This window comes from Parabacteroides sp. CAG:2, from assembly GCF_000436315.1.
Classification (GTDB): Bacteria; Bacteroidota; Bacteroidia; order Bacteroidales; family Tannerellaceae; genus Parabacteroides; species Parabacteroides distasonis.
This window is the reverse complement of record NZ_FR885305.1, coordinates 168,588-190,759: the sequence shown is the minus strand read 5'-3', so window position 1 is coordinate 190,759 and position 22,172 is coordinate 168,588. Positions and strand designations below refer to the sequence as shown.

The 22,172-nt window shown below is 47.7% G+C and carries 16 protein-coding genes; 7 read left to right on the top strand and 9 right to left on the bottom strand.

The window, feature by feature from the left end; all coding sequences use genetic code 11:
- The coding region (gene hisB / locus QVP94_RS12190; RefSeq protein ID WP_288213262.1) for an imidazoleglycerol-phosphate dehydratase HisB at positions 1 to 582 on the top strand (582 nt) is incomplete at its 5' end.
- A gap of 130 nt (positions 583 to 712) precedes the next feature.
- On the opposite strand, the gene cysK is transcribed toward hisB, so the two are convergent.
- The 4 genes from cysK to QVP94_RS12170 form a co-directional block, all read right to left on the bottom strand.
- Entirely contained in the window at positions 713 to 1,660 is a 948-nt protein-coding gene (gene cysK, locus QVP94_RS12185) for a cysteine synthase A (RefSeq protein ID WP_005862606.1), read from the bottom strand.
- Positions 1,661 to 1,829: 169 nt separating this feature from the next.
- Complete coding sequence (locus tag QVP94_RS12180; RefSeq protein WP_022192690.1) at positions 1,830 to 3,194, bottom strand: efflux transporter outer membrane subunit; 1,365 nt, start codon at positions 3,192 to 3,194, stop codon at positions 1,830 to 1,832.
- A gap of 28 nt (positions 3,195 to 3,222) precedes the next feature.
- Complete coding sequence (locus QVP94_RS12175; protein WP_005857185.1) at positions 3,223 to 6,426, bottom strand: efflux RND transporter permease subunit; 3,204 nt, start codon at positions 6,424 to 6,426, stop codon at positions 3,223 to 3,225.
- A gap of 5 nt (positions 6,427 to 6,431) precedes the next feature.
- Positions 6,432 to 7,541, bottom strand: coding sequence for an efflux RND transporter periplasmic adaptor subunit (locus QVP94_RS12170; RefSeq protein ID WP_008779825.1), 1,110 nt, complete (start codon positions 7,539 to 7,541; stop codon positions 6,432 to 6,434).
- A 150-nt stretch (positions 7,542 to 7,691) separates the two neighbouring features.
- On the opposite strand from QVP94_RS12170, the gene QVP94_RS12165 reads away from it, so the two are divergent.
- The gene (locus QVP94_RS12165; protein WP_005857181.1) at positions 7,692 to 8,525 is read left to right on the top strand and encodes a helix-turn-helix domain-containing protein; all 834 of its coding nucleotides are present in this window, start codon (positions 7,692 to 7,694) and stop codon (positions 8,523 to 8,525) included.
- Positions 8,526 to 8,576: 51 nt separating this feature from the next.
- Here QVP94_RS12165 and QVP94_RS12160 read toward each other — a convergent pair whose 3' ends face one another.
- The gene (locus QVP94_RS12160) at positions 8,577 to 9,761 is read right to left on the bottom strand and encodes a dicarboxylate/amino acid:cation symporter (RefSeq protein WP_005857177.1); all 1,185 of its coding nucleotides are present in this window, start codon (positions 9,759 to 9,761) and stop codon (positions 8,577 to 8,579) included.
- A 132-nt stretch (positions 9,762 to 9,893) separates the two neighbouring features.
- Here QVP94_RS12160 and QVP94_RS12155 point away from each other — a divergent pair, with 132 nt between their 5' ends.
- Together QVP94_RS12155 and QVP94_RS12150 are read left to right on the top strand one after the other, a co-directional pair.
- On the top strand, positions 9,894 to 10,577 hold the full coding sequence (locus QVP94_RS12155) for an SGNH/GDSL hydrolase family protein (RefSeq protein ID WP_005857175.1): 684 nt from the start codon (positions 9,894 to 9,896) through the stop codon (positions 10,575 to 10,577).
- 4 nt (positions 10,578 to 10,581) lie between these two features.
- Complete coding sequence (locus QVP94_RS12150; RefSeq protein WP_009017333.1) at positions 10,582 to 13,098, top strand: glutaminase domain-containing protein; 2,517 nt, start codon at positions 10,582 to 10,584, stop codon at positions 13,096 to 13,098.
- A 41-nt stretch (positions 13,099 to 13,139) separates the two neighbouring features.
- Here QVP94_RS12150 and QVP94_RS12145 read toward each other — a convergent pair whose 3' ends face one another.
- Both QVP94_RS12145 and QVP94_RS12140 read right to left on the bottom strand, forming a co-directional pair.
- The gene (locus tag QVP94_RS12145) at positions 13,140 to 14,027 is read right to left on the bottom strand and encodes a helix-turn-helix domain-containing protein (protein WP_005857170.1); all 888 of its coding nucleotides are present in this window, start codon (positions 14,025 to 14,027) and stop codon (positions 13,140 to 13,142) included.
- A gap of 15 nt (positions 14,028 to 14,042) precedes the next feature.
- The gene (locus QVP94_RS12140; protein WP_005857168.1) at positions 14,043 to 14,960 is read right to left on the bottom strand and encodes a helix-turn-helix domain-containing protein; all 918 of its coding nucleotides are present in this window, start codon (positions 14,958 to 14,960) and stop codon (positions 14,043 to 14,045) included.
- A gap of 233 nt (positions 14,961 to 15,193) precedes the next feature.
- Here QVP94_RS12140 and QVP94_RS12135 point away from each other — a divergent pair, with 233 nt between their 5' ends.
- Genes QVP94_RS12135 through QVP94_RS12125 form a run of 3 tightly spaced genes read left to right on the top strand, consistent with a single transcriptional unit; the run spans position 15,194 to position 18,314 of the window.
- Positions 15,194 to 16,267: an alpha/beta hydrolase gene (locus tag QVP94_RS12135; protein ID WP_005857166.1), complete on the top strand. Its 1,074-nt coding sequence runs from the start codon at positions 15,194 to 15,196 to the stop codon at positions 16,265 to 16,267.
- Positions 16,268 to 16,275: 8 nt separating this feature from the next.
- Positions 16,276 to 17,142, top strand: a complete 867-nt coding sequence (locus QVP94_RS12130; protein ID WP_022192689.1) for a DUF3737 family protein — start codon at positions 16,276 to 16,278, stop codon at positions 17,140 to 17,142.
- A 5-nt stretch (positions 17,143 to 17,147) separates the two neighbouring features.
- On the top strand, positions 17,148 to 18,314 hold the full coding sequence (locus QVP94_RS12125) for a MalY/PatB family protein (protein WP_005857162.1): 1,167 nt from the start codon (positions 17,148 to 17,150) through the stop codon (positions 18,312 to 18,314).
- Between the two features lie 90 nt (positions 18,315 to 18,404).
- Here the strand turns inward: QVP94_RS12125 and lacZ are convergent, their stop codons facing one another.
- A complete protein-coding gene (gene lacZ, locus QVP94_RS12120) occupies positions 18,405 to 21,515 on the bottom strand; it encodes a beta-galactosidase, LacZ type (protein WP_022192688.1) in 3,111 nt (1,036 codons plus the stop codon).
- Between the two features lie 12 nt (positions 21,516 to 21,527).
- Positions 21,528 to 22,172: MFS transporter (locus tag QVP94_RS12115; protein WP_502685444.1), on the bottom strand; the 645-nt coding region annotated here is incomplete at its 5' end.

The window sequence follows — 22,172 nt, the reverse complement described above, 5'->3', positions numbered from 1 at the left end:
GGCGAGCGTCGTGCGGTCGTACGGCGTGCCACGAAGGAGACGGATATTTATGTGGACTGGAATCTGGATGGAACCGGAAAGACATCGATCTCTACCGGGCTTGGTTTCTTCGATCATATGTTAGACCAGATCGGTAAGCATTCCGGTACGGACCTGACGGTACGGGTAAAAGGCGACTTGGAAGTCGACGAGCATCATACGATAGAGGATACGGCGATTGCCCTTGGCGAGGCCATGCTGAAAGCGCTGGGTGATAAGCGAGGGATCGAGCGTTATGGGTATTGCCTTCCGATGGACGATTGCTTGTGTAGCGTGGCGCTGGATTTCGGTGGCCGTCCTTGGTTGGTTTGGGACGCTGAGTTCCACCGTGAGAAAGTAGGGGATATGCCTACGGAGATGTTCCTCCATTTCTTCAAGAGCTTGAGCGACGCTGCCCGCATGAATTTGAATATCCGTGCCGAGGGTACGAACGAGCATCATAAGATAGAAGGTATCTTCAAGGCTTTGGCCCGCTCGATCAAGATGGCGATCCGACGAGATATTTATCGGTTTGAGCTACCGAGTACGAAAGGGCTCTTGTAATCTGTAAAAAACACTACTGTATTTGTGCACGAATACAGTAGTGTTTTAGTCTGAATACTATTGTGTTTATCCACAAACACTATAGTGTTTTCGACTCAGATTCTATGACATCAGATAAACCGATAAAAGCCTATAGAGGATATTCCTCGAAAGCATATAGAACCGTGGAGAGATACCTTTCTCCTGTGTCCGGAAGCAACGCCACGATCGTTTTTCCCTCATTCTCCGGAAGTTTAGCTAGTTCCACGGCGGCGTATACAGCGGCGCCGGAAGATATTCCTACCAGCAACCCTTCCTTCCCTGCCAGTTCCCGGCTGGTACGGATAGCGTCATCGTTCGTTACTTGCAGGATCTTGTCAACTACCTCCCCGTTGTAGGTCTTGGGGATAAAGCCGGCTCCGATGCCCTGTATCTTGTGCGGGCCGGGCTTGCCTCCGGAAAGTACCGGTGAATCGCTAGGTTCTACCGCTACGATTTGTACGTTCGGGTTGTGAGCTTTCAATCCGGCACCGACACCGCTGACCGTGCCTCCGGTTCCTACGCCGGCTACAAACAGATCGACTTTACCATCCGTATCACGCCAGATCTCTTCGGCGGTCGTACGGATATGTACGGCCGGGTTAGCGGGATTCTCGAATTGTTGTAGGATGATGGAACCGGGAGTTGCGTCACGCAGTTCCTCCGCTTTGGCGATGGCTCCTTTCATGCCTTCCGCCCCGGGGGTGAGGACGAGCCGGGCACCTAACGCTTTCAATAAATTACGACGCTCGGCACTCATGGTATCCGGCATGGTCAGGATTAATTTGTAGCCTTTCGAGGCGGAGACAAAAGCGAGTCCGACTCCGGTATTACCGCTGGTCGGTTCGATAATGGTAGCGCCGGGTTTCAACAAGCCTTTAGCCTCGGCGTCCTCGATCATCGCCAAGGCGATGCGGTCTTTTACGCTACCAGCCGGGTTGAAATATTCCAGCTTGCCGATTACTTGGGCTTTAAGGCCCTTGCTCGCGTTGAAATTAGAGAACTCCAACAGGGGAGTGTTGCCGACAAGGTCGGTCAGTTGTCTTGCTATTCTTGCCATATACAAATGAATTTTGTTGTTTCTGGATTCTTTTATTTATATGACAAAGATAGTGGATGGATTGTTTACGGCATATACCATAAACCGGGTATTTTTTTACCTCCTTCTATGCGTCACGCACAAAAGGAGGTTACAATCATAATTATATACAAGTCTGAAAGGACTCTCTTTAATGTCTGCCTCCTCCTAAGGCTTGGTAGAGGTTTACGGTGGCTTGAAGCTCGTCAAAACGATCCGTTACTTGGGAGAGCTGGGCGCTGAGCAGGGTTTGCTGTGCCGTGAGCACTTCCAAATAAGTAGTGTTTCCATGCGTCATCAGCAATTGGGTGCTACGCACGGCATCTTCAAGCGATTCGATTTGGTGTGTACGCAAGTCGATCTTTCCCTTTGCGGTCTGGGCTTGGGTAAGTGCGTCGTTCACCTCTTTTCCGGCGTTGAGCACGGTTTGTTGGAAAGTGAGCTTGGCCTCCTCTTGCTGCGCTTTCGCTATTTTCAATTGGGCGATATTCGCTCCTTTGTTAAATAGCGGTTGCGTGAGGGAGCCGACCGCCGATAGTAATAGTTTACCCGGATTTACGATGTAACTGCCTGCGCTGTTTGTCCACCCTGCGCTGCCGCTAAGACGTAGCGAGGGATAAAAATTGGAGCGTGCGGAGGCTGTCCCGTAGAACGCTTGCGCCAATGCGTACTCGGCGCTACGTACATCCGGACGGTTCGATAGCAGCTGCACCGGGATGCCGATCGCCAGATCCGGGGTCAAGGACTGCTCTTCCAATCTTCCTCGCTCAATATCCTGAGGTGTCTCTCCCAATAAGACGGCAAGCGTATTCTCGGTCTCCCGGATGGTCTGTTCCAGATCCTTAACAGAGGTCTCGATGGAGTAGCAAGTAGCCTCGGTTTGCGATACGGCCGCCTCGGTAGTCATGCCGGCTGCCATTAACGCTTGGGTGGCACGAAGGCTCTCTTGCCATTTCACGGCGGTCTCCGTCGTGATCTCGTATTGCCGGTCCAGCATCAATAGGGTATAATATAAATTGGCGATGTTGGCGATCAGTTGTGTTTGTACGGCTTGGCTATACGCTTGGCTTTGCGACAAGGCGGCTTTCGCTTGGCGTTTGGCGTTTGTCAGCCGGCCGAAGATATCGATCTCCCAACTGGCCGATACCGGGACGTTGTATGTCCACGACGCTTTTGCCTTATTGAAACTACTTGTCGTGCCCTGCGGATCTAGGGAGAGCGACGGGAGGTAGGAGAGGCGGGAGGTCATTAACGCCGCCTCGGCTTCTTGCACCTTTAGATGGGCAATCCGCAGATCTGTATTATTGGCTAATCCCCGTTCGATCAAGGATTGCAAGGCCGGATCGGTGAATAGGTCCCGCCAACTGATATTCCCGATGGAGAAGGTATCTGCCGGGGCTATCTCCTCCCGATATAGATTCTCCGGGAGGGTGGCGACAGGCTCGTATTTCTTGTAAATGCCGCAGCTATTCAACGCTAGCGTCGCTACGGCAAAGAGTATGATGTTATTCTTCATATACATTATATATATACAACTGGATAGATTATTTCTTGCTATCTAAATATTCTTTTCTTTCTTCGGCGGCCTCTTTTACCTCTTCTTGCACCTGCCAATCAAGGGAACGCTCGAATTGGATCGGGCGTAGTTTCTCTTGCAGGTATTGGAACGTGATGAATAAGCAAGGCACGATAAATAACAAAGCCAATGTACCGATCAACATACCGCCAACGGCACCGGTTCCCAACGAGCGGTTTCCATTAGCGCCTACGCCGTTGGAAACGATCAATGGCAGCAAACCGAATATCATCGTAAGAGCGGTCATCAAGATCGGGCGCAGACGAACCTTCGCCGCGCTAAGAGCGGCCGAGGTCAGGCTCATGCCGGACAAGCGGCGCTGGGTAGCGTACTCCGTCAATAAGATGGCGGTCTTCGCCAACAACCCGATCAACATGATCAGACCGGTTTGCAGATAAATGTTATTCTCCAATCCCATGAACTTGGCGAACAAGAAACTACCCATCAAACCCATCGGTACGGAAAGAATCACGGCGAAAGGAACAAGGAAACTCTCGTACAAGGCACTTAGGATCAAATAAATCATCAAGATACAGATACCGAAGATGATCGTTGTCGTATTACTCTGTTGGTTCTCCTCACGGGTGATACTACCGAAGTCATACCCGTATCCTTTCGGGAGTGAGGTGGCCGCTGTCTCTTTTACCGCCTTGATAGCATCCCCGGAGCTATATCCATTGGCCGGTACGGCATTGACGGCGATCGAATTATACATATTGAAACGGGCTAAAGATTCGGCACCGTATACCTTGGTCAAGGTGATAAACTGACTAAGCGGTGCCATCTCGCCGTTCGACATGCGTACGAACGTATTATTCAAGGAGGTCTCATCCAGACGATATTTAGGATCGGACTGTATCATCACCTTATACACCTTCGAGAAGCGGTTGATATTCGACACATATTGCCCTCCGTAATAACCGGAAAGGGTTGATAGAACAGCATCCGGAGTGATTCCGGCCCGCTTGCATTTCGCCGCGTCCACATCCACGCGCCATTGCGGGTACTTGATATCGAAAGTAGAGTAAGCCGTAGCGATCTCGGGCCGTTCACGCAAGGCGGCGAGATATTGCTGGGTCGTGTTAAAGAAGGTCGTTAAGTCTCCACCGGCCTTGTCTTGCGTATGCATTTCCAATGCGTTACCCATACCATATCCGGGGATCATGGCGGGGGCGATGGCGAAAATCGTAGCGTCCTTGATATCTGCCGTACGGCCATATACCTGTCCGATCACGGCTTGTACGTTATCTTCCTTGTCCGGGCGCTCATCCCAATGTTTTAGTTTCAAGATGAACATACCGAAAGAGCTACCTTGTCCGGCCAGCAAACCATAACCGGAAACCTTGGAATAAGATTGAAGCTGTGGAATCTGGTTGATCCGTTGCTCGATATTCGTCATGATCTTGTTAGTCGTAGCCAAAGAGCTTCCGGAGGCCGTACTTACGTTGACAAAAACCGTACCTTGATCCTCATCGGGCACCAAGCTGGATTTTGTCGTGTTCATCAAGACGATCAGTAATACGATGGAGCATGCCAATAAAGACCAAGCCAGCCATTTCCGCTTGATAAAGAACAACACCCCGTGCTTATATTTCTTGATGACCGAATCGAACGCGGCGTTGAACGCCTTACGGAAACGTGCGGCGAAGTTATTCTTTTGGGTGCCGTCCTCGTTGATGTAAGGCTTCAATAAGATAGCGCAAAGCGCCGGGCTTAACGTTAACGCGTTAACGGTAGAGATACCTACGGCCGCTGCCATCGTCAAGCCGAACTGCGTATAGAACGTACCGGATGTACCGCTCATGAAGGATACCGGAATAAACACGCCCATAAATACCAATGAAGTAGAGACGATGGCGGATGTCAATCCTTTCATCGCGTCCATACTAGCCATATAAGAGGACTTATATCCAACGTCGAACCGAGCTTGGACTGCCTCTACAACAACGATCGCATCATCCACCACCGTACCGATCACCAATACCAAAGCGAATAAAGTGATCAAGTTGATGCTAAATCCGGCGACCGTCATAAAGGCGAACGTACCGATCAAGGAAACTACGATCGCTACCAACGGAATCAGCGTAGAACGGATATCCTGCAAGAAGACATATACCACAAGGATAACGAGGATAATGGCCTCTATCAAGGTTTTTACAACCTCATGGATCGAGGCGTACAAGAAATCATTCGTACTCATCAATTTTACGACCTCGATACCTTTCGGGAAGTCTTTCGAGGCTTCCTCAAGAAAAGCGTCGATCTTATTATTCACCTCCGTGGCATTCGATCCGGCTGTCTGGAAAACCATACAGGAGATACCCGGCTTACCGTTTGTTTGTCCGATATAGGCATAACTCTCCTTTCCTAACTCAATGTCCGCTATCTCTTTTAGCTTCAATACCTCTCCATCCTCGGTGGAGCGGATCACGATATCGCCGAATTCCTCCGGAGTAAGCAGGCGTCCGCTATATTTCATGGTGTACTGATACGTCTCGTCCGAGTTCTCGCCTAAAGAACCCGTGGCGGACTCAATATTTTGCTCGGCCAACACGGAGGTCACGTCCGAGGGGATCAATTTGTATTGGGCCATAACGTCGGGCTTCATCCAGATACGCATACTGTAATCGCCACCCATAACCATCAACTCGCCGACTCCGGAGATACGGAGTATCTCTGGTTTTAGGTTGATGCTGATGTAATTACTGAGGAAGTTCTCGTCATAAGAACCGTCCGGGCTATAGAGCGAGAAGATCTGTAACATACTGGTCTGGCGCTTGGAAGTCGTGACACCCACTTGGGTAACCTCGGCCGGCAATTGCCCGGTCGCTTTCGATACACGGTTCTGTACGTTTACGGCGGCCATGTCCGGATCGGTTCCTTGTTGGAAATAGATCGTGATCGTGGCGGTACCGGAGTTGGTAGCCGTGGAGGTCATGTAGGTCATATCTTCCACGCCGTTGATCGCCTCTTCCAAAGGGGCTACGACACTCTTCTGCATGGTCTCGGCATTCGCCCCGAAGTAAGTCGTACTGACCATAACGGTAGGAGGGGCGATATCCGGATATTGTTCTACGGGCAAGGTGAAAAGCCCGATGATACCCGCAACCATAATCGTGATGGAAATTACGGCGGACAGTACGGGGCGTTCTATAAATGTGCTAACTTTCATTGTTCTTAATTTTGTTTTACTTCAATCGGTGTTCCTTCACGCAATAAACCTACGCCTTCGGCTACGATCACGTCGCCGCTATTCAATCCGGCGTTTACGATATACTCTTGTCCTCCGTTCACACGGGTCACTTCTACGGGGGCGGATTGCGTCTTGCCGTCCACTACCTTGAAGACAAATACCCGGTCTTGGATCTCGAACGTGGCGGCTTGGGGAATTACGACGCAGTTATCGTATGTAACCGGAATGATCACATTCCCGGAGCCCCCGCTATTCAATAATTGCTCCTCGTTCGGGAATGCGGCACGCAAGCTGACTGTTCCGGTGTTTTGATCGATAATGCCGCTGATCGTCTCGATCTTTCCCGTTTGGGGATAAAGCGATTTATCGTTCAGTTGAAGCTCTATCTCGGGCATATTCTCCAAGGCTTTGTCTTTCGAGCCGTATTGACGGGTCAAGGCCAATAGCTGATTCTCGGTCATGGAGAAATACACATACATCTCGGAATTGTCCGATACCGTGGTGAGCGATTTGGGCAGGTTTGCGCTTACTAATGCGCCTACACGATAAGGCAGGGTTCCGATGACGCCGTTCGAGGGGCTTTTCACTTCCGTGTAAGAAAGGTTGTTACGGGCGTTTATCTCTTGTGCCTCCGCTTGGGCTAATTGGGCTTTTGCCGAGAGTAGAGTGTTGTAGGCGGTCTTTAGGTCGAACTCGGAAACTACTTTGTTTTTATACAATTCTTGTTTACTGTCGTAGGTCAGTTGCGCTGTCGCTACAGATGCCTTAGCGGCCTCTACGTTCGCAATGGCGGTGTTTAAGGCCGCTTGATAAGGGACTTGATCAATAATAAATAAGACTTGTCCTTTTTTTACGCTCTCGCCTTCCGTTACGCAGAGCTTTGTAATAAAGCCGGATACTTGCGGATAAATATCGATATCCTGTTTTCCTCGTATACTCGCCGAGTAATTATTGGATAAAGTTTTCTCCGAAGTGAATACGGTCATTGTCGCATACCCTGAACTTTGTTGGATTACAGGGCTTTGTTTACACCCAACAGCTACGATACACCATAAGGCGATCGCAGTCTTCATCAATCGATTTTGCTTTTTCATCTTAACTAATACCTATATTTTCGGATGCAAAGCTACTCGCTTATCGGCGAACCATTGTTTCCACAATGAGGCGATGATTGTTCATTTTGAGATGGAATGATCCGTTATATGCTAATGATCTCTTATATTCGCGGGCAAAATAGTAGACATATGAATCCATTTGAGATAGAGAGAGGAGAGTCGTTCATAATAGGCGATTCCGATTTGAGGGAGTTATTGGATCGTCCTTACAAGAGCGGATATGGCATGATCTTATTTTGCTATAAAGGAACGGCGAATATATCCGTCGATTTGAGCCGATGGGATATCCGGCGCAACACGGTGATCGTATTGATACCGGATACGATCCTGACGTTGAACGCGAGTAGCGAGGATTTCAAGGTACAATATATATCCTTTTCGAAGGTCTTGTTCGACGAGGCCGTATTCCGGCTGGATCCGCCCTTTTTCCGCTTCATAAAGGATAGCCCTTGCTATACGCATCCCGCCGATCAGGAGGAGACCATAAATGTGATCATCCGGCTGTTTTGGCTGATTTACATGGATCGGAATAACGTGTACCGTGATATGATCGTGAAAAACCAGTTGCAATGCTTCTTCCTTAATATGTATGATAAGACAAGGTACTCCTTCTCGAGCCGCCAGCAAAATGGGTGCAACCGTGGGGAGGAGTTGTTCCATAAGTTCATCAATTGCATCCATGCCCATTATCTCGACCAGAAAGAGGTCTCTTTCTATGCGAACGAGCTTTGTATCTCTCCCCGTTATCTCTCCACTATCACCCGGCAAGTGGCGGGCGAGTCGGCGAAGACCATTATAGACCGGCATATCATATTGGAGACAAAGGTGTTGTTGCGTACCACGGAAATGACCGTGCAGGAGATAACGAACCACTTGAACTTTCCCAGCCAATCCTATCTGGGACGGTATTTCAAGAAGCATACGGGGGAGTCACCCATAGAGTATCGAATGAAAAGGAAGTGATACCACTTACTGCAAGGCGGGTTGCAGTAAAATAGCCATGAGGTTTTGTCCTTATAAAGCTGTGGAAGCTTTTCCCGTTTGCCCTTGATCGAACGTATCCGTGATTAAGGTAAGAGCACCATCTCCCGTCACGTTGCAAGCCGTACCGAAGCTATCTTGCAAAGCGAATATCGTAAGCAATAATGCCGTTCCCGCCTCGTCGAAACCTAGGATAGCGATGATCAGGCCCAATGAGGCGAGCACCGTACCGCCCGGTACGCCGGGAGCGCCGATCGCGAAGAAACCAAGCAAGATGATAAATACGAACATCGTCGTGAAGTCCGGCATGCTGCCATATAATATTTGCGAGACGGTCAATACGAAAAACACTTCCGTCAAGATAGAGCCGCATAGATGGATGTTCGCAAACAGGGGGACAGTCACGTCAATTACTTCCTCTCGCAAGATCTTGCTTTTCTTGGCGCAGGTCAAGGCCGTGCCCAAGGTGGCGGCGGATGACATGGTGCCTAAGGCTGTCAAATAAGCGGGTCCGTAGTATTTCAATACGCCCCAGCTATTTTTCCGGGAGTAGATCGATGCGACTACATACAGTAAGGTCAACCAGATGTAATGGCAAATGATGACAATCAACAGGACGGATAAAAAGATAGGCAACTGCTTTGTAATCGCCCCCTCATAACTAAGGACACAGAAATTTGCGGCGATGAAAAGCGGCAGGACCGGCATCAAGACCCGTTCTACCAATTTAAGTACCATGTTCTGGAATACTTCCAGCAACCTCTCCATCTCCTCGGATTTAACCCATGCGGTAGAAAGTCCCAGCATCACGGCCAATACCAATGCCGACATAACGCTCATCACTGGCGGAATCTCTAGATTAAACAACATGGGAGGGATGTCTTTTAGACCTTCCGAGGCGGTTTGAATATGCAAATGCGGTATTAATTCATAACCCACAACGGCGCCAAAGGTAGCGGCGCCAACCGATGACAGGTATGCGATACTAAAAGCGAATAATAAGACTTTGGATGCGTTGCTTTTCAAGCGGGCGATAGAAGGCGCCACGAATCCTAGAATGATCAACGGAACCAAGAAGAAAATAATCTGTCCCGTAATTTGTTTTACGATCATGACCGCTTTTAACACAGACTCGTTTACGGCAAGCCCAACCAGAAGTCCGATCAAGACGGCCAGTATCAACCGTACGATCGTGTTGGAAAGAATCTTTTTCAGCATATTCGGATGTTTTTATTTTTCAATGACAGCAAATATAAGATATTTTCTTGTGTGAATGGGTGAGTGGACAATTTTGATTACTTTTGTTTGATGAAAACAAGATCGTTGGTTTGTATTTTATAATCAAGTAATATGAAAAACATGAAACAAGCTTTACTGGTAGCGGGTTGTTTATTGGCTACCACTACGTTATTTGCCCAGACTGAGAAAGGGGACTGGGCTCAGTTTGGTCGTTATGCGGAGGCTAACAAGACCGTGAAAGTTCCTTCGAACGTGGTATTTATGGGGAACTCCATTACAGACGGATGGTGGCCGGCGGATTCGACTTTCTTTATCCGGAATAACTTCGTAGACCGTGGGATCAGCGGACAGACAACCTCGGAGATGCTAGTTCGTTTTCGCCAAGACGTTATTAACTTGAAACCGAAAGCCGTGGTGATCTTGGCGGGAATCAATGATATCGCTCACAATAACGGTGTGATCGCCTTGGAAAACGTGTTTGGGAACTTGGTCTCTATGGCAGAATTGGCGAAGGCAAATCATATCAAGGTGATTTTCTGCTCCGTATTGCCGGCTTATGATTTTCCTTGGAGACCGGGTATGCAACCGGCCGATAAGGTTATCCAGCTCAATAAATGGATCAAGGAGTATGCGGATAAGAATGGTTTGACATACGTGGATTATCATTCCGCCATGAAAGATGAGCGAAACGGATTGCCCGCTAACCTGTCGAAAGATGGTGTGCATCCTACCTTGGAAGGCTATAAGATCATGGAGAAGATCGTGCTGGAGGCCATTCATAAAACCGTGAAGTAAGCAGATGAGAAACTATTTATTGGCTTTATCTTGTTGTACGGCTTTATCTTGTTGTACGCAAGTGAAAGTTTCCGAGGTATATACGGCGGCGGCAGAGAACTCTTTACGTGCTCCGGCCGTTCCTTTGGTCACGATCGACCCCTATACAAGCGCATGGTCGTTTGCCGATCAATTGAATGATGAGTCGGTACGGCATTGGACCGGCCGTGATTATCCGCTTCTAGGCGGTATACGAGTAGATGGTAAGTCATACCGTTTCATGGGAATGGACGATATACAGGTGACCTCGGTGATCGGTATGGCCTCGGATGGCTTATGGGAGGCCGATTATACGATGTCTCAGCCTGCCGGCGATTGGTTCGCCGAGGCTTATGATCCGAAAAGTTGGAAGCGGGGAAAAGCCGCTTTCGGAACGGAAGATAATCCGAATCGTTCCACGCCTTGGTCTACAGGAGATATCTGGGTACGTCGTACGTTTGACTGGCCTTCGGATGAGCAAAAGGATGCCCTCTACCTCCAATATTCGCATGATGATAATATCGAGGTGTATCTAAATGGAAAGCAAATCGCCGTGGCAGGGAACGGTCTGGACTATGATTTGCTGAAAGAGATACCGGAAGCGGTGGCGGAGAGCTTGAAGCCTACGGGTAACGTGTTGGCCGCTCATTGCCGGAACAATGGGGGAGGCGCTTATGTGGATATGGGAATCATGCGGAAGGTGAAACGAGGAGATACGTTCGATGAGAAAGCGATCCAGAAATCCATGAACGTGATGCCTACGCAAACATTCTATACCTTTGAGTGCGGTGGCGTGAGTCTGGACTTGATTTTCACGGCTCCTTTCTTGCTGAATGATCTGGAGGCTATGACTTCTCCGTTTAATTATATAACCTATCAAGTCCGTTCCATCGACGGTAAAGATCACGACGTGCAACTATACCTGGAAGCCACGCCGCAATGGGCCGTGAATACGATCGATCAAGAGGTGACTTTCGAGAAAACGGAAACCCCTGATTTAATTTACCTGAAGACAGGAACAATCGATCAAGAGGTTCTGGCGAAAACCGGGGATGATGTACGGATTGACTGGGGATATTTCTATTTGGCTATCCCCAAGAAACCGGGAGTCTCCGCAACGATCGACGAGTATTATGCTACGAAGAAAGCTTTCATGACTACTGGTAATTTACCGGCTGGATCGCAAAGTCTCTCTTCGGATATGCGTGAGCAAATGACAGTCCTCGCTTATACGGACCCGATCGGCAAGGTCTCCAAGGAAACCGTCTCCGGACATTTGATGATCGGTTACGATGATTTATATTCGATCCAGTATTTCCAAGACAACCGGATGCCTTATTGGAAGCACGACGGAAAGGTGGATATTCATCAGGCGTTCGAAAAAGGGGAGGCTTCTTACGAGGATCTGATGCGGCGTTGCGGTTCCTTCGATTCTTCTTTGATGAGCGAGACGAGTGCCGTAGGAGGGAAGAAATACGCCGAGCTATGCGCTATCGCATATCGGCAGGCGATCGCCGCCCATAAGTTGGTGACTGATAAGGAAGGGACTCTCTTATTCCTTTCGAAAGAAAATTTCAGTAACGGTTCTATCGGAACAGTGGATATTACGTATCCTTCCGCCCCCTTATTCTTAGTATACAACACGGATTTATTGAAGGGAATGATGAATCCCATTTTCTATTATAGCGAGAGCGGACAATGGAAGAAACCTTTTCCGGCTCACGATGTGGGTACCTATCCGGTTGCGAACGGTCAAACCTATGGTGGCGATATGCCCGTGGAAGAAAGTGGTAATATGCTTGTGCTAGCGACCGCTATAGCAATAGTGGATGGCAATGCTGATTATGCCGCCCAACATTGGGAGGTCTTGACTACATGGGCGAATTACTTGTTGAAGGAAGGCCTTGATCCGAAGAACCAACTTTGTACGGATGATTTTGCCGGACATTTCGCCCATAACACGAACTTGTCCATCAAGGCAATTATGGGAGTTGCCGGCTACGGAAAATTGGCGGAGATGTTAGGTAAGGCCGATATCGCTAGACAATATACGGAAGTCGCCCGTGAGATGGCCGCTAAGTGGGTGAAGATGGCGAACGATGGTGATCATTACCGCCTGACTTTCGATAAGCCGGGCACTTGGAGCCAAAAATATAATCTGGTCTGGGATCGCTTGCTGGGCTTGAATATCTTCCCAAAAGAGGTTGCCGCTACGGAAATGGCTTATTACAAGACAAAACAAAATAAATATGGTTTGCCGTTGGATAACCGGGAGGATTATACGAAGTCCGACTGGATTTTATGGTCCGCTTGTTTGACCGGATCGATGGAGGATTTCAATGCGCTGATGGTTCCGGTCTGGAACTACGCCAACGAGACGACTTCACGTGTTCCTCTAAGCGATTGGCATTTTACTTCCGATGGTACGCAACGAGGTTTTCAAGCCCGTTCGGTTGTCGGGGGATATTTTATGAAGATGCTGGAAAAGAAGCTAGGAAAATAATGTCATTCTAAGAAACGGAAGGAGGTCATTCCTTCCGTTTCTTAGTTTTGCGCATATGGATATTCACAGGGAGCGATGCCTGTGATCTTCTTAAATATAAGGCTGAAATACTGTACGTTCGGATAACCTAATTGTCGTGCTACCAAAGCGGGAGTATTACCGTTTTTCAGTAGCATTGTCTTAGCCACGCTCAATCGTTTGAACTGAAAATATTCCTCCAGTGTTTTGCCGGTCTCGAATCTTAACAGGTCGTTGAAGTAAGCGACAGAAAGGTCCAGTTCTGCCGTACAATATTCGGCGGTGGGTAGCTGGCCGTTCTCTAATTTACCGGAAATGATATACTCGTCGAGGAGCCTTTCCAATTTCTCCAAGATAGCCTTGTTCTTATTTTCCCGGGTAATGAACTGTCGCTCATAATAGCGTGTACAATAATCCAATAATAATTCAATGTGGCGGGATAGAATGGTACCACTGTGCGTATCGATGGCATGGTGAAGCTCGTCCTCGATGTTTTCCAGACAACACGTAACTTTGGCTGTCTCACGTTGAGAGAGATGCAGAGCCTCTTCTTTGTGATAAGCGAAGAAGGTATAGTTCTTAATAGGGTTGTCCAATGACGTGTGGAACAATAGGTCGGGATGGAACGCTAAAAGGTACCCTTTGTTGGGTAGCGTATTATTCTCGCTCATGCGGAAAATCTCACCGGGTGTAAGAAACACCATCGTAGCGTTGGAATAATCGTAATACTTACGTCCGCAACAATAGCAACCGTCCGGGCAGTCTTCTATCAAGAGGATCGCGTAGAACTCGAACTTTACGGCCTCTTGCTCTAGGTTCGGGCTCTCTAGATTGATGAGGCTTACTTGTGGGTGCAGCGTCTTGCATCCCAAGCACCGGTTACATTCATATACAGTCTTAATATCTAACATCTTCTTGAACGCCTTCTATAGATTCGTTGATAGACCGATCTGCGCACGGTATTCACTTGGCGTGTACCCTACCCGTTTCTTGAATAGCCGACAGAAGTGCTGCGGATATTGGAAACCGAGGGAATATGCGATTTGGCTGACTGTGTCCGCCGTGCCGGAGATACGTTCTTTGGCTAGCTCGATTACTTTCTCTTGGATGTATTCCTGCGGTGATTTGCCGGTTTCCTTCTTGAACATGTCACCGAAATAGTTCGATGAGAGGCAAAGCTTGTCGGCAAAGTATTTCACCGTAGGCAATCCGTCCTGTTCGGCGAGTGTACTTTCGAAATACTCATCCAACAGGTTTTCGAAACGTGTCAGCACATCCCGGTTTGTCTTGCCTCGGGTGATGAACTGCCTTTCATAAAAACGCATACAATAATTAAGCAGCAGTTCGATATGGTTTACAAGTAAGGTTTTACTATGTTTATCCACGCCATGTTCCAGTTCCATACGGATGATCTTCAGGCAATCCATCACGATAGATCTTTCTTCTTCCGAGAGATGCAACGCCTCGTTTACCTCGTAAGAAAAGAACGTATATTTCTTTATATTCTTTCCGAGTGACGTTCCACGCAGTAAATCGGGATGGAAAAGAATACCATGTGCGTTTACTTGGACTTTATCGGTTGTCGGATTTGTTTCCGCAGTTTGTCCGGGGGCGAAGCAAACGATCGTGCCTTCTTGGTAATCGTATGTCTGGCGTCCGTATTTGATATCGCAGGCTTTCTCTAGTTTTAGATACAGTGCGTAGATGCCGTAATTGAAGCGGATGAGATCTACACTACTCGTCGCTTTATTCAAATCTATGACACTGACAAGCGGATTTAGGGTTTCGAGGCCGTATAGTTTGTTATATAGGTCTACACTATCTAAGTTAAGTATCTTATCCATAAGCCGTACGTATTTAATCAATAATTCTGTACGCAAAAATAGAGGATAATTCATATATAGTTATAACCCTAATTACGGATTATATAACCATTGTTACGGATTATGTGTATTTACAGGCTTTCTGGCTGATTCCACAAAACCTGTAATTGAGGTCATGACATCCGTAATTTGTCTACAAAGGGATGCTATTTGAGCCTCTATCTTTGCCTTCGTAAAAATAAACAAGGAACGACATGAAGAAGTCATTAAGAGAATTATGTACGGCAATAGCCATATGCTTTTGCGCTACGGGAAATCTGTTCGCTACAGACAATCAAATTAATACCGATCATACAATGGACAAGAATTTGAATCTAATTAAGGAGTGGGATAAAGTATTCCCACAGAGTGACAAGGTGAGCCATAGTAAAGTTACTTTTCGTAATCGCTATGGCATTACGCTTGCCGCCGATATGTACAAACCCAAGCATGCGGATGGAAAATTGCCTGCTATCGCTATTAGCGGTCCGTTCGGTGCCGTGAAGGAACAATCCTCGGGTTTATATGCGCAGGAATTGGCAGAACGTGGATTTCTGACGATCGCTTTCGATCCGTCATATACAGGCGAGAGTGGCGGAGAGCCTCGTTATGTAGCTTCTCCCGACATCAATACGGAAGATTTCTGTGCGGCCGTCGATTTCCTTTCGACACGTGATGATGTGGATGCGGAACATATCGGTATCCTCGGTATCTGCGGATGGGGAGGCATGGCTCTTAATGCGGCGGCTATCGATACTCGTATCAAAGCGACCGTAACCTCTACGATGTACGATATGAGCCGTGTGAACGCTAATGGTTACTTCGATGCGATGGATGCCGACGCACGTTATGAATTGCGCAAGCAACTCAATGAACAGCGTACCGCTGACACAAAGAACGGCTCATACGCCCTTGCGGGAGGTTTGCCCGATACGTTACCCGACGATGCGCCCCAATTCTTGAAAGACTACTACGCTTATTACAAGACGAAGCGTGGTTACCACAAGCGTTCGCTCAACTCGAATGGCGGATGGAACAAGACCTCGGCTTTATCGTTCATCAATATGCCTATACTCTCGTATAGTGACGAGATTCGTAGCGCCGTATTGATTATTCATGGAGAGAAAGCGCATTCACGTTACTTCAGCGAGGATGCTTTCAAGAAACTGAAAGGTGACAATAAAGAATTGCTAATTATACCCGGAGCGAATCATGTCGATTTATACGATCAGATGAGTGTCATTCCCTTCGATAAGATTGAACGGTTCTTTGTAGAAAACTTTAAATAAGATTCATTATGCAACAGATAAAGGATATGGAATTTAGTGGTGAGCGTCCTTTGTTCGCCTCTCACGATTTACAATTAGACAATGTCGTTATTCATGCCGGGGAGTCGGCATTGAAAGGGTGTAGCAATATCATAGCCATAGGCTGTCGTTTTGAGGGTAAATATCCGTTCTGGCACGTGGATGGCTTCACCATCAAGAATAGCCTGTTTACCGAAGGTGGACGTGCTGCGTTATGGTACTCCCAAAATCTAGTGATGACGGATACACGGGTGGAAGCCCCAAAGATGTTTCGGGAGATGGACGGTATCAGACTGGAAAACGTACAACTACCCAATGCTCAAGAAACCCTTTGGCATTGCCGGAACGTGGAATTGATAAATGTGCAAATAGATCATGCTGATTATTTATTTATGCACGGCGAGAACATTAAAATCCGGAACTACGCTCAAAATGGAAACTACTCGTTCCAGTATTGTAAGAACGTGGAAATCCGTAATGCGGTCATCAACTCGAAAGACGCTTTCTGGAATACGGAGAATGTTACCGTATACGATTCCGAGATTAACGGCGAGTACTTGGGATGGCACTCGAAGAACCTGCGTTTGGTAAATTGCAAAATCTCGGGTACACAGCCGCTTTGTTACGCCCACGATCTTATGATGGAGAACTGTACGATGGCAGATGATTGCGATCTAGCCTTTGAATACAGTTCCGTGCAGGCGACTATCAATAGCCCGATCCGTAGCGTGAAGAATCCCCGTACGGGAAGCATCACCGCCGGAAGCTATGGTGAGGTAATCCTCGACGAGAACATTAAGGCTCCGGGTAATTGCCAACTGAGGCTATGGAATGAACGTACTTGCTTTTCCGCATAAAGAATATGAGATATAACTTCGATGAAATAGTGCCTCGTACCGGTACGAACTCCTATAAATGGGATAGCGCTGTGGATACGGATGTTCTACCGATGTGGGTGGCCGATATGGATTTCCGTACGGCACCCGTTATTATCGAAACCTTACGGCAACGTGTAGAACATGGTATTTTCGGTTATACTCGAGTACCGGATGCATATTACGAAGCGGTGACAGGCTGGTTTGAACGTCGGCATGGATGGCAAATACGAAAAGAATGGATGATTTGTACCTCCGGAGTTGTTCCGGCAATTTCTGCCGTTATCAAGGCGCTAACCGAGCCGGGTGATAAAGTACTGGTGCAGACTCCGGTTTATAACTGTTTTTTCTCGTCCATCCGCAATAACGGATGTGAGATTATCCGCACCCCTTTGTCTTATGCCCATGATACATTCACGATTGATTATGAGGATTTGGAGAAAAAAGCCGCTGATCCGAAGGTAAAGGTCATGCTGTTGTGTAATCCTCATAATCCCGCTGGAAGGGTATGGACACGTGAGGAACTAAGTCGTATCGGCAAGATCTGTATCCGTAATGGCCTAATAGTCGTATCAGATGAGATACATTGCGAACTCGTATTTCCGGGATATACTTTTACACCGTTCGCATCTATCTCAGAAGAATTCCTACGGCATTCCGTGACATGCCTGTCGCCTAGCAAGGCTTTCAATATCGCTGGATTACAAATCGCCAATATCGTGTGTTACGATGAGAACCTACGTCGGAAGATAGACCGGGCAATCAATATCAACGAGGTATGCGATGTGAATCCTTTTGGTGTAATAGCTACCATAGCGGCCTATAATGAGGGAGAGGAATGGCTGTCGCAACTGATCGATTATTTATGGCAGAATTACTTATACATGAAAGATTTTTGCGGGAAATATCTGCCGGACTTTCCGATAACCTTGTTGGAAGGCACTTATCTTGTATGGATGGATTGCCGTAAGTTAGGTAAATCATCGGAAGAATTGGAGCACTTGCTGATCGAGAAAGCGAAGCTATGGCTCAATGCCGGAACGATGTATGGAGCAGAAGGCGAAGGCTTCATGCGTTGGAATATCGCTTGTCCACGTTCCTCGCTGATAAAGGGGGTGGAGCTGTTCAGGGATTTTGTAGGCTGTGCCTGTTAAAGAATAGTGATGATAGAAAACGTGAGAAGGGGAAAACATCTATTGCTTTCCCCTTCTTTCATATATCTCTCACTAGATAAAAGATTCGTTTTACTCGATCTCGATGCTATGTTTTACCGGAGTAAGAATGAACGTGAACTCATAGTCGCCGTAAGGAATCTGGTATTCCGGGAGTGCGATAGTTCCCCAGCTATTTACACAGCCTAATCCCATCTGTACCTTATCGAGACAAAGGTTTGTCAAGTCGGCTTCCTCTACTTCTGGAGAGTGTCTTTGATCCTTTCGGGCACCGTCGTCCAAAGACTCTATCGTATAATGCAAAGCGGAAGCGGAGAATGGGGCAGAGGCTACGACCTCGATACCGTTGCCAGCCTCGTTCAGCATTTTCCACCAGCGGATATCCGATTTCGTTCCATTCTCTTGCGGACGGATATACGAATAGAATTGCTCGTCTACGGTCTGGCGGTAAATAGCCAAGTCCGCGTTACCCTTGCGGTCGATATAATTCTCCACGGGACCACGGCCGTAGTATTCGATATTCTCGAAATATCTCGGCATCGGCATTTGCATACCGAAGCGGAACATGGGGGATACCTTGGCATTCTTGTCTGCTGTCATTTTCTGGGTAACCTTGATCGCACCCTTGTTATTGATCACGTACGTCAAGTTCAACTTGGCGGATACGGTCGGCATATCGTAAACGGCCTCTACGATCACTTGCTTGTTCTCCATCCGTTGGTTAAGAGAAGTCAGCTTCATTTCCGGATTCTTCCATGCGGCGTACTTCTTCTGTAGGCCAGCTCCGAAATCATTGTCTGTCGGCGCACGCCAGAAGTTAGGAGTCAAAGCCTCTCCTTCCTTGATCATGTCTTGGCCGTTTACCTCGTATTTGATCAGGTAACCATTCTCACGGTTGAATTCGGTACGGAAACCACAACCTTCCACGATCAGGTAATTGGCGTCGTTATCTTGTACGGCTGGAGCCTTGGTTTCGATATTGGTTGTTTCCACGTTTTTCAAATCCATAGATGGAGCCTTGTACGGGTTCAACGTCAGCTGATCCTTGGCCACGGTATGTCCGGCGGGTAATAAGCCCTCACGGTTCTTCAGTTTATAAGATACATTCAGCAACCATTCCGTGCATTGGCAAGTCTCGCCTAGATCCAATCGGATCGTTGATGTTTGTTGGGGAGCTACTTTCAGGTCATCGACACGTCCGCTACGAACAACCTTGCCGCCTTTCAGCATTTCCCATTCCAGATAATAAGCGGAAAGGTCACGGAAGAAATTCTCGTTGTACACCTTGATCTCACCTTTCGACAGATCGCCGGGGGTTGTCCAGATATCTTGGTAATAATACCCCACCTCGTACATATGCGGGTTCGGAACACGATCCGGGCTGATCAAGCCGTTATCGCAGAAGTTATTATCGCTAGCGTCGAACTTATTGAAATCGCCGCCATAAGCATAGATCATTTTCCCGTTCTTGCCGGTCCAGCGCACGGATTGATCCACGAAGTCCCAGATGAAGCCCCCTTGATATTTCGGGTATTTACGGATCAAATCCCAATATTCCTTGAAACCTCCTTGAGAGTTACCCATGGCATGAGCGTATTCACATTGTATCAAAGGCTTTTGCATGGAGTTATCCTCGCTGTATTTAGCGCAATCCTCGTAGTTGTAATACATCGGGCAGAAGATATCGGTCTTTCCGTTCTTTCCGGCCTGTTCGTATTGTACGGCACGGCTGGGGTCTTCGTTCTTGATCCAGTCGTAAGCGGCCTCGAAGTTAGGACCGTATCCAGCCTCGTTACCCAAGGACCAGAAGATGATACTCGGATGGTTGAAGCCACGTTGGACGTTACGTTGGTTACGTTCCAGATGCGCTTTCTTATAAGATGGGTTCTTGGCTAACGTCTCCTCGCCGTATCCCATTCCGTGAGACTCTATATTGGCTTCGGCTACGACATAGATACCGTATTTATCGCAAAGATCGTACCAGAAGTTGTCATCGGGATAGTGGCAGGTACGAACGGCGTTCAAATTGAATTTCTTCATGATCTGTATGTCCTGTATCATGCGTTCGCGTGAAACGACATAACCGCCATCGGGATCCATCTCGTGACGGTTGGCACCCTTGAAAAGAACCGGTTGCCCGTTCACGAGTATCTGGGCGTTCTTTAATTCGATCTTACGGAAACCTACTTTTACGGGGATTACCTCGATTGTTTTGCCTCCCTCTTTTAAAGTAGCCCGTAAAGTATATAGATAGGGAGTCTCCGCAGTCCATTTGTGGGGAGAGGAGACTTCTATCGTCGTGCTGACCTTTCCGGAAGCGTTCAAGGATTGGGTAGTGACAGCTTTATTCTGGGCATCCAATAGTTCAAGCTCTACTGTACCTTTACCCTTCATGGTCAGGTTGACTGCCAACGAGCCATTTTGGTATTGAGCGTCCAGATCCGGAGTCACACGTATATCGGCGATCTGTTGCTTTGGGTTACGGGCGTATAAATAACAATCACGTCCGACACCGCTGTAACGGAAGAAATCTTGGTCTTCCAGATAAGTGCCATCACACCAGCGGAATACTTGGAAAGCAATCAGGTTTTTTTGTCCGGGTTTCAAGTAAGGAGTTAAGTTAAACTCCGCTTCCAGCTTGCTGTCTTCGCTATAGCCTACGTACTTCCCGTTTACCCACAAATACATATTGGAGGTAACGGAACCGAAATGGGCGATGATCTCTTTTCCGTTCCAGCTGGCAGGAACCATGATCTCACGACGGTAGGAACCCACATGGTTATTAACGGTAGGGACCTCGGGCGGGTTGTTCTTGAATTGCTCACGCCAAGCGTAACCAACGTTTACGTAGAGAGGATCTCCATATCCGTTCAGTTCCCATACACCGGGCACAGGCATATTGTTCCATCCTTTGTCGTTGTAATCGGTCCGCCAGAAATCGGTAGGACGAGCGTCAGCGTTCTTTACCCAAAAGAATTTCCAAGGACCGTTCAAGGTCATGAAGTTCTGGGATTGTTCCTTGGCGTCCTTCGCTGCCACCTCGGCGGTCTCGTAGGCGAAGAAATTGGCGTGCATCGGGGCACGGTTTACGGCGTTGACCTCGGGGTCTCGCCACTCATTCGACTGGGCTACCGCTGTGAAAGCCAAAGCGGCAAACAGTCCGGTCATAAGTTGTCTTTTCATGCTATTATATTTTTAATCTGCTTTACGGAATTGCAAAACTAAGAATAAAATTCCGGGTATGGCAATAATTCCGGCGGAAACTAACAGGGCGACACGTAAAGAATAGAAATCATTTAGCCAACCTATAAATGGGGCGATGGCAGCGAATATCAAGCGGATCACAAAGTTACGGATCGACAAGACCGTAGCCCGCATCTCCGAGAAGGTCATTTGATTAATGTAACCTTTCAAAATCGGTGTGGCGAAGCCCCGGACTATATAGAAAATGAACAAGATCGCTAATCCCCAATAAGTAAGGTTATAAGCGAGCGATATATATCCACCTACGATTATAAGTAGTATAAACGTGTTTGATTTACGCATCCCGAAATACCGCTCTACCTGATCAGAATAGAGGGCGGACAATCCCACAGTCAGATTGAGCACGGTCCAAATGACACCGTAATAGGAGGTCGGGGTTTCCAACTTCATCAATACGGGCTGCACGAACCATGCCATCGTTAATGTAGCGGCTCCGATGATACCGGAGAACATGATGTTATAGCATAGCTTACGGTTCGTGACCAAGGAATATTTCAAGATGCGGAGAATCTCGGAAACCGGGTTCTGCACCTTGCTCTTAGTATTGAATTCCTGCAAGGCGAACGCCGCTGGAAT